The 12,466-nt window shown below is 63.9% G+C and carries 10 protein-coding genes; 4 read left to right on the forward strand and 6 right to left on the reverse strand.

The window, feature by feature from the left end:
- Window positions 1-114: 114 nt before the first annotated feature.
- The 4 genes from N551_RS0134745 (at window position 115) to N551_RS37630 (ending at window position 3,563) form a co-directional block, all read left to right on the forward strand.
- Window positions 115-960, forward strand: coding sequence for a CmcJ/NvfI family oxidoreductase (locus N551_RS0134745; protein WP_027570846.1), 846 nt, complete (start codon window positions 115-117; stop codon window positions 958-960).
- A gap of 103 nt (window positions 961-1,063) precedes the next feature.
- The gene (locus N551_RS0134750) at window positions 1,064-1,375 is read left to right on the forward strand and encodes a septal ring lytic transglycosylase RlpA family protein (protein WP_007601095.1); all 312 of its coding nucleotides are present in this window, start codon (window positions 1,064-1,066) and stop codon (window positions 1,373-1,375) included.
- Window positions 1,376-1,424: 49 nt separating this feature from the next.
- Window positions 1,425-2,594 carry a Gfo/Idh/MocA family protein gene (locus tag N551_RS0134755; protein WP_027570847.1) on the forward strand — a complete coding sequence of 390 codons (1,170 nt, stop codon included), beginning with the start codon at window positions 1,425-1,427 and terminating at the stop codon, window positions 2,592-2,594.
- Between the two features lie 477 nt (window positions 2,595-3,071).
- A complete protein-coding gene (locus N551_RS37630; RefSeq protein ID WP_245287893.1) occupies window positions 3,072-3,563 on the forward strand; it encodes a hypothetical protein in 492 nt (163 codons plus the stop codon).
- 110 nt (window positions 3,564-3,673) lie between these two features.
- Here the strand turns inward: N551_RS37630 and N551_RS0134765 are convergent, their stop codons facing one another.
- From N551_RS0134765 to N551_RS0134790, 6 genes are all read right to left on the reverse strand, one after another.
- Window positions 3,674-4,984: an ABC transporter substrate-binding protein gene (locus N551_RS0134765; protein ID WP_027570849.1), complete on the reverse strand. Its 1,311-nt coding sequence runs from the start codon at window positions 4,982-4,984 to the stop codon at window positions 3,674-3,676.
- A gap of 152 nt (window positions 4,985-5,136) precedes the next feature.
- On the reverse strand, window positions 5,137-7,653 hold the full coding sequence (uvrA, locus tag N551_RS0134770; RefSeq protein WP_027570850.1) for an excinuclease ABC subunit UvrA: 2,517 nt from the start codon (window positions 7,651-7,653) through the stop codon (window positions 5,137-5,139).
- A 174-nt stretch (window positions 7,654-7,827) separates the two neighbouring features.
- Window positions 7,828-9,069 carry an ABC transporter substrate-binding protein gene (locus tag N551_RS0134775; protein WP_027570851.1) on the reverse strand — a complete coding sequence of 414 codons (1,242 nt, stop codon included), beginning with the start codon at window positions 9,067-9,069 and terminating at the stop codon, window positions 7,828-7,830.
- Window positions 9,070-9,110: 41 nt separating this feature from the next.
- A complete protein-coding gene (locus tag N551_RS0134780) occupies window positions 9,111-10,592 on the reverse strand; it encodes an ATP-binding cassette domain-containing protein (protein WP_027570852.1) in 1,482 nt (493 codons plus the stop codon).
- Window positions 10,592-11,518 (reverse strand): branched-chain amino acid ABC transporter permease, encoded by a 927-nt coding sequence (locus tag N551_RS0134785; RefSeq protein WP_027570853.1) that lies wholly within the window; start codon window positions 11,516-11,518, stop codon window positions 10,592-10,594. Before N551_RS0134785 ends, N551_RS0134780 begins: the two co-directional genes overlap by 1 nt.
- Before the next feature lies 1 nt (window position 11,519).
- Complete coding sequence (locus N551_RS0134790) at window positions 11,520-12,395, reverse strand: branched-chain amino acid ABC transporter permease (RefSeq protein WP_027570854.1); 876 nt, start codon at window positions 12,393-12,395, stop codon at window positions 11,520-11,522.
- Between the last annotated feature and the right edge of the window lie 71 nt (window positions 12,396-12,466).

The following is a 12,466-nucleotide window of genomic DNA, read 5'->3' on the forward strand; positions in this document are numbered from 1 at the left end:
TCCTTCTGCATTCCGCGCTCATGACAACACCCGCGTTGCTATTTGCACGACCTCCCTTGCGCCGCGCTCCATCCCGGCAAAAATCATAACGACGACCACATCGGGAGACCGGCCATGGGCCTGCAAGAAACAAAAATCGAATCGCTTCCCTTCGTCACCGCCGAACTCAACTATCTCGCGCCGGTTTCCGGCAAGCCGCGTACCTATGCCTTCGATCCGCCGCCTGGCGAGCCCAAGAGCACGTCGTTGCCGGAGCCGCATCAGGTCCCGATCTTCGATGCGCGACTGATCGCGCAGAATTTCTCGCTCGACCGCGAAGGTTTTGCGCTGGTGCGGCATCCAACCCAGGTCAAGGACTTCAGCAACGACGACGAGGTGAGGGCGGTCTACTATCCCGCCGTCGAGGCCTTCCTGCGCGCAACGCTGAAAGCCGACCGCGTCGCTATCTTCGACCATACCGTGCGCAGGCGGGTCGAGGGCGCCGCGGATATTCGCGACGGTGGCCCGCGTCAGCCGGCAACACGCGTCCACGTCGACCAGACCGCCGTCTCGGGCGCCAACCGCGTGCGCGAGCATCTGCCCGATGAGGCCGAGGAGCTGCTGAAAGGCCGCGTCCAGGTGATCAATCTGTGGCGGCCGATCCGTGGTCCATTGCGCGACTCGCCGCTGGCGATGGCCGACGGCACGACGGTGGCGCCCGACGATCTCGTCGCCTCCGATCTGATCTATCCCAACCGCCGCGGCGAGACTTATTCGGTGAAATACAATCCGAACCATCGCTGGTTCTATTTCCCGGAGATGACGGCGGACGAAGCGCTGCTGCTCAAGTGCTACGATTCCGCGACGGACGGCCGCACCCGCTTCGGGCCGCACACCGCGTTCGTCGATCCCACAACGCCGCCCGATGCGGCACCGCGCGAAAGTATCGAGGTTCGTACGCTCGTGTTTCACAAACAGTAACAATGTGTGATGGCACGGCCGGGCGCGACCCGGCGGCGCCTGAGGAACCCACGGGAACCAACAAACGTTGCTGCGCGGGGCAGGGCCAACCGGGAGCGGTGCCGTGCGAGCGCAGACCACGCTATTTTCTTGCCTTGCCACTTTTTCGCTTTCTGCAGTTTCCTTTGCCCAGGCCGAGAGCGGGCTTGCCTCCTATTACGGATACGGAAAAGCCGGAAAAGGCGAGCTGACCTGCGCGCACCGGACGCGCCCCTTCGGAAGCGTGCTGAGGGTGTCGTACGGGAGCCGCTCGATTCAATGCCGGGTCAACGATCGCGGCCCCTTCATCCGCGGCCGGATCGTCGATCTCTCGGTGCCGGCCGCCAAGGCGCTGGGCATGATGAGCGCCGGCGTGGTGCGGGTCTCGGTGGAATAGGTCCGCCGGCGCGCTATAGTGCCGCCCAAAGCATGGGTCAGGGGGCGCTATGGCCAGGATCAGGGTGGGACTCGTCGGCTGCGGCTTCGTGTCGGAGCTGCATATGTATGCGTTCCGGCGCGTCTACGGCGTGGATGTCGAGGTCGCGGCGGTCGCTGCGCGCGGCGACCATGTCGTCGAATTCGCCGGGCGCCACCAGATCCCGCGGGTCTATCGTGGCTTTGCCGAGCTGATCGCGGACCGCGAGCTTGACGTCATCGACATCTGCACGCCGCCCAATCTGCATGCCGAAATGATCGTCGCCGCCATGCAGGCCGGCAAGCACGTGATCTGCGAAAAGCCGTTCGCCGGCTATTTCGGCCGCGACGGCGATCGGCAGCCGATCGGCAAGCATGTGCCGAAGGCGCTGATGTATGAGCGCGTGCTGGAGGAGATGGACGCCACGCGCGCCGCGATCGAGCGCACCGGAAAGCTCTTCATGTATGCCGAGGACTGGATCTACGCGCCCGCGGTGACCAAGACCGCGGAGATCATCAAGGCGACGAAAGACAAAATCCTGTTCATGAAGGGCGAGGAGAGCCATTCCGGCTCGCATGCGGCCCATGCCGCGCAATGGGCGATGACCGGCGGCGGCTCGCTGATCCGGATGGGCTGCCATCCGCTCTCCGCCGTGCTGTATCTCAAGCAGGTCGAGGCCAAGGCGCGCGGCGAGACCATCCGCGTCGCCAGCGTCACCGGCGATGTCGGCAACGTCACGGCCGTCCTCAAGCCGGAGGAGCGTACCTACATCAAGGCAAATCCTGTTGACGTTGAGGATTGGGGCACGCTGACCGCGACGTTTTCGGACGGCACCAAGGCCACCGTGTTCTCCGGCGACATGATCATGGGCGGCGTCCGCAATCTGATCGAGACCTACACGTCAGGCGGTTCGCTGTTCGCCAACATCACGCCGAACAATCATTTGATGAGCTACCAGACCTCCGAGGAGAAGCTCGCCTCCGTCTACATCACCGAGAAGGTCGACCGCAAAACGGGCTGGCAATATGTCTGCCTCGAAGAGGAGTGGACGCGCGGCTATCTCCAGGAGATCCAGGACTTCATGGAATGCGCCGCGACGGGACGGCAGCCGCTGTCGGACCTCGCGCTGGCGTATGAGACGATCAAGGTGAACTATGCGGGATACTGGGCGGCAGAGGAGGGACGGCGGGTGGTGTTGTAGGGCGTGACAACGCCGATCTAGCTGAACCTGGTACGTCCGTTTTCAGCGCCTCCCGAGTGTCGTCAATGAGAAGCGCTGTGCGTCGCCTGGTCTCGCCCGCGACCTTGCCGCGACAAGGGCGCGAGCCTGATCGAGGCGCAGACTGTGAACAGCGGCTTCGGGCTCTGGCCGGGGATCGGCTGAAGGACTGTGAAGGACTTCGGGTTTCGCATGGCTTGCTCCGGGCTTGCGACGACGATGCCGTCCTGTCCCGGTTCGGCCACCAGTGGGCGATGCAGTAAAACCGAGCTTTTGCCCCGAAATTCATTGTCCGACACTGATTGCGGGGCCTGATAGCCGCCGCCGATATCGCGGCTGAAGCCGCCCCCGTTGTGCCAAGGACCCCACCAGCCCATCGTAGCGCTTGACGAGGGGACATGACTGGCAAATCTTTGTCGCGTTATTGGCACGGTCTGTTTGGATATGGATTAAATCATTGTGGAAAGTTCAGCTCAAACTACGCTTGGAAATACACTCGTCTCGCTCCTGATCTGGGCCTGCATGGCGAGCGCTGCGTTGGCTCAATCTGGCAGTGCAGGCGGGAGTATCTCGAATGATGAGAAATCCCTTTCCGGCTTGCGGCAGGCACCGCGCACGGTGGAGCCTGAGAAGCCCGCACGACGCAGCAAGCCCGAAGCCGCCCGGAAAAGCGGTGGTGGTGGTAGCGGTGTTAGCAAGTTCGACGGCGTGTGGCTCGTTACTGCAGTGGGCTGCGGTACCACCACCACGTCGACAGTCGTCGTCTCCGGCGGAAGCGTCAGTGGCGGGGGTGCCACCGGAACGATCAACGCCAACGGGGTCGGCCACTCCGTCGGCATCTACGATGGGGTCACCGTCACCGGTACCAGCTTTACTTCGGGCAATCGAGGCACCGGAACGTTCAGAGCATCGACTGGCTGTACAGGCACAGTCACCTCAATCAAACAGTAAAACGATTGCCTAATTGGGGAGGTGCGACCTACTCACCCGTCTCACCGGTTCGCGGCGAGCCACCCTCTCCCGCAAGGGGAGAGGGTGCACCATCGTCGCGGCGCGTAGCCTCACGTCCCGTAGGTCGATCCCTTCGGCAGCGGAAACACTGGGTCTTGCGTCCTGATGTTCGTCGGCCACACAACCGAGATGTGCTCGCCGGCATTCTGCATCACGACCGGGGTCGAGCGCTCGTTCTGGCCGGAAAGCGGCGTGCCCGGTGGGAAGAACTTTACGCCATAGCCCTGGATGGTGCCGCCGGCGGGAATGTCGACGTCGAGCGCGGCCTTGCGAATGGCCTCGGGCTCGAAGCTGCCGTACTTTTCCTTGGCGACCGGCAGCACGCTGTTGAGCAGGATCCAGGTCTGGTTGAAACCCATCGAGCAGTGCGGCGGCACGTCGGTCGCGCCGGTCTTGGCCTGGTAGCGCGTGACCATGGTCTTGGTCAGATCGCCGATTCCAGGCGCAAGCTTGGCGGAATCGAGCAGTTGCGCCGGCACCGGATCGATGTTGCAGAAATTGTCGATGTCGGGGCCGAAGGTCGCGCGCAACTTGTCGAGCTGGCTGTAGCCGGCGCCCGCGCCGAACAGCATCTTGAAGCGCAATCCGCTCTCGCGGGCTTGACGCAGGAACAGGGTGATGTCGGGGTTGTAGCCGGCATGCGAGATCACATCGACCTTGGCGCGCTTGAGCTTGGTCACAAGCACCGAGAGATCGGGCGCGGACGCCGAATAGCCTTCGCGCATCACCACCTGGATGCCCGCCTGCTTGGCATAGGCCTCGTCGGCCGCCGCGACGCCGACGCCATAGGGACCGTCCTCGTGGATCAGCGCAACCTTGACGTCCTTCGGGTCCATGCCGAGCTTGCCTTGCGCGTGCTCGGCGACGAAGCCCGCGAAGGCTTGGCCGTACTGATCGGAATGGATCTGCGCGCGAAACACATATTGCAGATTCTTGTCCTTGAACACGGCGGTCGAGACCGCGGTCGTGATCCAGAGGATCTTCTTCTGCTGCTCGACCTTCGCCGCCATCGGCACCGCATGCGCGCTGGAATAGACGCCGTTGATGATGTCGATCTTTTCCTGGCTGATCAGCCGCTCGGCTTCGTTGATCGCCACGTCCGCCTTGCTCTGCGAGTCCGCCGCGACCGGCACGATCTTGGTCTTGCCGCCGATGCCGCCCTTTTCGTTGACGAGGTCGATGGCGATCTGCGCGCCGACCGAGGAGGCGACCGAGCCGCCAGCGGCGAACGGACCGGTGAGGTCGTAGATCAGGCCGATGCGTAAATTTTCGGCTTGCGCCTGGGCGCGTGTCCAATCGAGGCTGAGTGCGGCGGCGGCAGCCGCCGAGCTCTTCAGCAGCTGCCTGCGTGAAGTCGGCATCCTATCCTCCTCAAGAACCGTTTTATGATTTGGTCTTGTTATTCTTTTTCGAAGTATGGGGAGCGGGGCGGCGGAAAGTCAACATGGCGAAAGTCGGGGTCCGGTCTCCGCGACGCAGAACGCAATTGCGAAATGGGTGATGAGACCGAGCGCTACTGTTTCAAGCGACGGGCGAGATAGCCGGCGGTCTTCCCGCCGGCCTTGGCCATCTCGCGCGGTGTCCCTGACGCAACGATGCGGCCGCCTTCATCGCCGGCGCCGGGGCCGAGGTCGATAATCCAGTCGCTGTGAGAGACGACATCCATGTCATGCTCGACCACGACCACGCTGTTGCCGGCGTCCACGATGCGCTCGAGCTGGGCGATCAGTCGCTCGACATCCTTCGGATGCAGACCGGTGGTCGGCTCGTCCAGGACATAGAGCGTGTGACCGCGTTGCGGCCGCATGAGCTCGGTCGCGAGCTTGATGCGCTGGGCTTCGCCACCCGACAGTTCGGTCGCGGACTGACCGAGACGAATATAGCCGAGCCCGACCTCGCGGACGACCGATAGCGACCGGTTGAGAGTTGGATCTTCGCGGAAGAATTCGAAGGCCTCGTGGACGCGCATCATCAGCACATCCGCGATGGATTTTCCGCGGATCTTCACCTCCAGCGTCTTGTCATTGTAGCGCGCGCCTTTGCAGGTCGGGCAGGGTGCGTAGACGCTGGGCAGGAACAGCAGCTCGACGCAGACAAATCCCTCGCCTTCGCAGGTGCTGCATCGGCCTTTCGCGACATTGAAGGAAAAGCGCCCGGCATCGTAGCGGCGGGACTTTGCCTGCGGCGTCGCGGCGAACAGCCGCCGGACGTGGTCAAACAGGCCGGTATAGGTCGCAAGGTTGGATCGTGGCGTGCGGCCGATCGGCCTCTGGTCCACCACCACGAGGCGATCGATCTGGTCGAGGCCGGCGACAATCTTGCCGCCCAATGTCTCGACCGTGGGTGCTGCCAGGCGGTCGTCGTCCGCGTCCGCGGCCCGTGTATGGCCGAGATGCTCCGCCACGGCATCGACGAGGAATTGACTGATCAGGCTCGATTTGCCCGAGCCCGACACGCCGGTCACGCTGGCGAGAATGCCGAGCGGGATATCGACGTCGAGGCCGCGCAGATTGTTTCGGGTCACACCCCGGATCTTCAGGTGGCCCTTCGACTCGCGGCGGACCGTCGGCAGCGGCTTTCGTGGATGCGCGAGATAATGGGCGGTTCGCGATTGTGCGACCTGCCCGAGCCCCGCGGGCGGGCCACTATAGAGAATGTTTCCGCCGCCCTCGCCAGCATCCGGCCCGACGTCAACCAGCCAGTCGGCATGTTTGATCACCTCGATCTCATGCTCGACCACGAAGATCGAATTGCCCGCATGCTTCAGCCTGTCCAGCGCCCGCAGCAGCGCCTCGGTGTCGGCGGGATGCAGACCTGCCGATGGTTCGTCGAGCACGTAGACGACGCCGAACAGGTTGGAGCGGACCTGTGTCGCAAGCCGCAGCCGCTGCAACTCGCCCGGCGACAGCGTCGGCGTACTGCGCTCGCAAGCGAGATAGCCAAGCCCGAGATCGAGCAGGACGGCCAGCCGCGCCGACAGGTCCTCGCAGATTCGCCTGGCAACGATGGTCTTCTCCGATGCGTCATCCGTCGAAGCCTTCGCGAATGGCTTCATCACCTCCTGCAGCTTCTTGAGCGGCAGATGCGACATCTCGGCGATATCAAGGCCGGCGAATTTGACCTTGAGCGCCTCGGGCTTCAATCGCGTGCCGTGGCAGGTCGGGCAGTCCTGGGTGATCATGAATTGCGCGACGCGGCGCTTCATCATCGCACTCTCGGACTTGGCATAGGTCTGCATCACGTAGCGCTTGGCGCCGGTGAACGTGCCTTGATAGCTCGGCTCCTCCTTGCGGCGGAGGGCTCGTTTGACTTCTGCCGCAGTGTAACCGGCATAGACCGGAACGGTCGGCTGCTCCTCCGTGAACAGGATCCAGTCGCGGTCCTTCCTGGGCAGCTCACGCCAGGGCTTGTCAACGTCGTAGCCTAGCGTCGTCAGGATGTCCCGGAGGTTCTGTCCCTGCCAGGCACTCGGCCAGGCCGCGACGGCGCGCTCGCGAATGGTGAGGGTGTCGTCGGGCACCATGGATTTTTCGGTGACGTCGAGCATCCGGCCGATACCGTGGCAGGTCGGGCAGGCGCCTTCCGGCGTGTTCGGCGAGAACGACTCCGCATAGAGCATCGGCTGTCCGCGCGGGTAATCGCCGGCACGGGAATAGAGCATCCTGAGCAGGTTCGAGATGGTCGTCACGCTGCCGACGGACGACCTCGTCGTCGGCGCGCCGCGCTGCTGCTGGAGCGCGACGGCGGGCGGCAGGCCTTCGATGTCGTCGACCTCAGGGATCTGCATCTGGTGGAAGAGGCGGCGCGCGTAAGGCGACACCGATTCCAGATATCGCCGTTGCGCCTCGGCGTAGATCGTCCCGAAGGCGAGCGAGGATTTTCCGGAGCCCGACACGCCCGTGAACACGACGAGGGCGTTGCGCGGAATACTGACGTCGACGTTCCTGAGATTGTGCTCACGCGCGCCGCGCACGCGAACGAAGCCGTCGTCCTGCATCAGGCCATCGGGTCGTCTTGGTCGGTCGTCCATCTGGCTGCTCCGGCCCACGCATGGGAGGTTAACGGCAGGATCGCAGGATGGGTCCACCGATGACAGCGTACCAGTGGCGTTCTGCACAAAACAAAGGCCCGTCGCGGCTGGAGCGACGGGCCTTGCAAAGGCGATGGGGCGCTCGGGACCGAGCCCGGTGCCCAGTCCGGCGTATTACTGCGACAGCTTCACGAAGCTCGGAAATTTCAGCTTGCCTTCCGCGATCTTCTCGGGCCAGACCACGACCTGCTTGGAGTCCTGCCACTGGAAGACCAGACCGGATACGGTCGTCGGACCGGACTTGATGCCGTGGGTGAACTCGTCGTCCTTGCCGTAGAATTGGATGCGGCCGATCGTGCCCTCGTAGTCGGTCTTTTCGAGTTCGGCGACCATCTTGTCGGGATCGGTCGAGCCCGCGCGCGTGATCGCCTCCGTGATGAAGTAGACCTCGTCATACGCGGTGTAGCCGGTATAGGCCGGCGGCGAGCCGAACTTGGCCTTGAACGCGGCCGCGAACGGTTTCGTCTTGGAAGTCACGGCAACGTCAGGCGTTGCGACCGCCAGCGACGGGACGCCGTCGGCGGCGCCATTGGTGTCCTTCCAGAAGGTCGGGCTCAGCGCCTGCGCGCTGATGCCGAACATCGGGATTGGTACCTGCTGGTTCTTCCACTGCACCGTCGGCTGCACGCCGACATGCGAGATGCCGGTGACGATCACGTCCGGCTTCTTGCCCTCGATATTGTTGAAGATCGGCGTGAAGTCGGTGGTGTCAGGCGAGAACCGCACGTGCTCGACCACCTTGAGGCCTGCTTTCGGAAGACAGGCCTCGTAGCCGACGTCGAGCGGCTTGGTCCAGGCGGCGTCCTCGCTCATGATCGCGACCGTCTTGAACTTGAGCTTGTCGACCAGGAGATCCTTGGCGGCGTCGCAGACGAGCTGCGCTTGCGCGGCCGAAGTCAGATAGCCGTGGAAGGTGTACTTGTTCTTCTCGTAGTCGTTATGGATCGCCTTGGTGATCTCGTTCGAGGCGGCGCCGGGGGTGATCAGCGGCATCTTCAGCCGCGCCGCCCAGGGTTCGAGCGCGAGGACGACCTCGCTGATATAGCTTGCGATCACGGCGGAGACCTTGTCCTCGCTCACCGCGCGCTGGAACGCACGCACCGAGTCCGCCGAGGAGCTTTTGTTGTCGTAGGTCACGATCTCGATCTTGCGGCCGAGAATGCCGCCCTTGGCGTTGATTTCGTCGGCGGCGATCTGCGCGCCGCCAGGCGTCGCGGCACCCGCGATCGACTGCACTTCGGCGATGACGCCGATCTTGATGGGCTCGTTCGACTGCGCGTAGGCGGGAGCAGCGAGGCACAGCGCCAGCGCGGAGGCGAGGAGAAAGCTGCCGCTCAAATTCGTCGATGGTCGCATGGTCGTTTCCCTTTTGCTTGTTTGTTGTTGATATGCGCGAACTAGAGAAAATCGGCGCCAGCCTCCGCGGCGAAGCGGCCAGGATCGCCCTCCCAGACGATCCTTGCATGTTCGAGCACATAGACGCGGTCGGCATGCGGAAGCGCGAAGGTCACGTTCTGCTCGCCGAGCAGCACCGTGATCGACGTCGTCTGCCGCAGCCTCGTTAGGGCCTTGGACAGGAGTTCGAGAATGACGGGGGCGAGGCCCAGCGTCGGCTCGTCCAGGATCAGGATCTGCGGCTGCATCATCAGCGCGCGGCCGATCGCAAGCATCTGCTGCTCGCCACCGGAGAGCGTTTGCGCCATCTGGCCCTGGCGCTCTTTCAGGATCGGGAATAGCTCGAACAGCCAGGCAAGCTGTGCCGCGCGCTTGTCGTCGGCGAGGTGTTGCCCGCCGAGATCGAGGTTTTCGCGCACGCTCATCTCGCCGAACAGCTCGCGCGATTCCGGGCACTGCACGAGGCCGCTGCGGGCGATTTTCGCTGGGCTCGTGCCGCGCAGATTCTCGCCGTTGCGTACGATCTCGCCGGTATAAGGCAGGAAGCCGGAGATGGTGTTGAACAGTGTGGTCTTGCCGGCGCCGTTGAGGCCGACAATGGAGACGAACTCGCCCTCGTGGACGTGGATCGAGACGTTCTCCAGCGCCTGCGCCTTGCCGTAGAACACGCTGACGTCCTCGACCTGGAGCAGCGGCACCTTGTCCTTGAAGCTGGTCTCGGGCCGCGCATGGGTCTCGATGGCGCCGCCGAGATAGACCCGCCGCACCGTCTCGTTCTTCATGACGTCCTCGGCTTTGCCGGTGACGATCTCCTCGCCGAGATACATCGCGAGCACGCGGTCGACCAGCGCCGCGACGCTCTTGACGTTGTGGTCGACCAGCATCACCGCGCGGCCCTCGTCGCGAAAACTGCGGATCAGGTCGGAGAAGATTTCGACCTCCGCCCGCGTCAGCCCGGCAAAGGGCTCGTCCACCAGCACGACTTTGGGATCGCGCGCGATCGCCTTGGCCAGTTCGAGCCGGCGCAGGTCGGCGAAGGGCAGCGTTGGCGGGCGGCGGTTCATCACGTTGCCGAGGCCGACGCGGTCGGCAATCCATTTGGCGCGCTCGACCAGCGCCTTGTCGGGAAACAGCATGAACAGGCTGTCCGGCAGCAGCGCGACCATGATGTTCTCCAGCACGGTCTGCCGGTTCAGCGGCCGCGAATGCTGGAACACCATGCCAAAGCCTTTGCGCGCGATCTTGTGCGCGGGAAAGCCGGCGACGTCCTCGCCCTCGAAGATCACTTCGCCGGCGGTCGGGCGCTCGATGCCCATCACGCTCTTCATCGCGGTCGACTTGCCCGAGCCGTTCGGCCCGATCAGGCCAAAGATCTCGCCGCTATTGACCTCGAAGCCGAGGTTCTTCACCGCCGTCAATCCGCCGAAGCGCTTGGTCAGGCCACGGACTTCGAGCACGGCCCTGTTTGAAGTTCGCATATCCATCACGAGCGCGCCTCACGCGAGAGGGCCGCTCCGAGGAAGCCGCCGGGGAAGAACAGCACGACGAGCAGCGCGACGGCCGAAACGATGAAGGTCGCTAGCTCGCCGGTCGGGCGCAGGAACTCGCCGGCGACGATCAGGAAGATCGCGCCCAGCGCCGCGCCAAGCACGGTGCGCCGGCCGCCGAGCACGGCTGAGACGATCACGTTGACGCCGACTGCGACGTCGACGACGGTGCCGACCGAAGCGGTGCCGAAATAGAACACCAGCAGCGCGCCTGATAACCCCGAGAAGAACGCGCTGACGATGAAGGCGGCGAGCTTGTGCTTGACGATGTTGAAGCCGAGCGCGCCGGCCTGCACCGGATCCTGGCCGCTGGCTTGCAGCACCAGGCCGATCGGCGACTGCGACAGGCCATAAAGAATAGCCGCCGAGATCGTCATGAAGCCGAGCGCGATCCAGTAATTGACCCCGGCGTTGATGGAGATGACGTCGGGAATGGTCAGGCCGATCTCTCCGCCGGTGAGGTCGGCAAACACCACGATGAAATTCTGCAGCATCAGTACCGCGACCAGCGTGGTCAGGCCGAAATACGGTCCGCGCACCCGAAGCGCCGGCAGCGCCAGCACGAGGCCCGCGATGACGGAGGCGAGCGCGCCGAGCACGATGCAAGCGTAAACCGACCAGCCGAACTGGGCATTCAGGATGCCGGCGGTGTAGGCACCGACGCCGATCAGGAAGGTCGGCCCGAAATTGACCTCGCCGGCGAAGCCGAACAGCAGGTCCCAGGCCATCGCGAACACGCCGAAATAGAAAGCGACGGTGAGGAGCCCGAGCACGTAGCCGGAGACGTAGAGCGGCAGCGTCGCCGCGATGACGACCAGCGCAAGCGAGATGAAGAACAGGCGGGTCGTAAAGAAGCTGGCCATCTCAGCGCCTCCCCAGAAGGCCCTGGGGCCGGATGTACATCACGAACACGAGCAGCAGCAGCGCCGGAATGGTGCGGTAGGCCGGCGAGATCAGGTAGGCCGTGAGCGTTTCGAGATAGCCGACCACGAAGGCCGCGATCAGCGAGCCGGAGACGCTGCCGAGGCCGCCGAGCACGACGATCGAGAACGCGCTCGCGGTCAGCGGTCCGACGCTGTAGGAGCTGACGCCGAGGAACATCCCGAGCAGCACGCCGGCGATGCCGGCGAGGATGCCGTAGATCGCCCATACCACGACGTAGATGTTGGTGAGCTCGAGGCCGAGCAGGGTGACGCCACGTGGGTTCATCGAGGCGGCCAGCACCGCCTTGCCGGTGCGGGTGCGGTTCACCAGGAGCCACAACAGCGCGATGACGAAGCAGCACACGATCGCGGTAAAGATCTCGTTCCTGGGCGTGCGTACGCCGAGGATCTCGACGACGCCCTCGACGATCGGCAGCACGGTCTTGGCGTTGTTGGTGAAGAAATAAGCGATCACCTCCTGGATCATGATCCCCCACAGCAGCGTGCCGGTGAGGACGAAGATCTCCTTCTCTTCATTCGGGATGCGCCGGGAGTCCTGGATCGGCTTCACTACCGCGAAATAGGTCGCAAAGGATGTCAGGAGGGCGACACCGACCCCGATCAGCGCGCCGGCATAGGTGCCGACATTCAGGATGCTGGCGGCGGCCCAGGCCGCCACCGCTGCCGCCACCATGATGGCCCCGTGGGAGAGGTTGAGGACGCCGGAGACGCCGAAGATCAGCGTGAAGCCGGTGGCACCGAGAGCATAGAGAGCGCTGATGGCAAAGCCATCGATCAGAATCTGGAAAGCACGCATCTAGGGTTGGCAATCTGATTTATGAGAGACGATGTTGCTGGCGCAACGTGCTGCGGGGCCGCATGTGGAAG

This window comes from Bradyrhizobium sp. URHA0013 (assembly GCF_000518345.1).
In the GTDB taxonomy this organism is placed as follows: domain Bacteria; phylum Pseudomonadota; class Alphaproteobacteria; order Rhizobiales; family Xanthobacteraceae; genus Bradyrhizobium.

Bases quoted from the DNA above. Each gene is read 5' to 3' on its own strand.
- N551_RS0134755 (WP_027570847.1), top strand. From the start codon at position 1,425: ATGGCCAGGATCAGGGTGGGACTCGTCGGCTGCGGCTTCGTGTCGGAG.
- N551_RS0134785 (WP_027570853.1), bottom strand. From the start codon at position 11,518: ATGGCCAGCTTCTTTACGACCCGCCTGTTCTTCATCTCGCTTGCGCTG.
- N551_RS0134780 (WP_027570852.1), bottom strand. From the start codon at position 10,592: ATGGATATGCGAACTTCAAACAGGGCCGTGCTCGAAGTCCGTGGCCTG.
- N551_RS0134745 (WP_027570846.1), top strand. From the start codon at position 115: ATGGGCCTGCAAGAAACAAAAATCGAATCGCTTCCCTTCGTCACCGCC.
- N551_RS0134775 (WP_027570851.1), bottom strand. From the start codon at position 9,069: ATGCGACCATCGACGAATTTGAGCGGCAGCTTTCTCCTCGCCTCCGCG.
- N551_RS0134765 (WP_027570849.1), bottom strand. From the start codon at position 4,984: ATGCCGACTTCACGCAGGCAGCTGCTGAAGAGCTCGGCGGCTGCCGCC.
- N551_RS0134790 (WP_027570854.1), bottom strand. From the start codon at position 12,395: ATGCGTGCTTTCCAGATTCTGATCGATGGCTTTGCCATCAGCGCTCTC.
- uvrA (WP_027570850.1), bottom strand. From the start codon at position 7,653: ATGGACGACCGACCAAGACGACCCGATGGCCTGATGCAGGACGACGGC.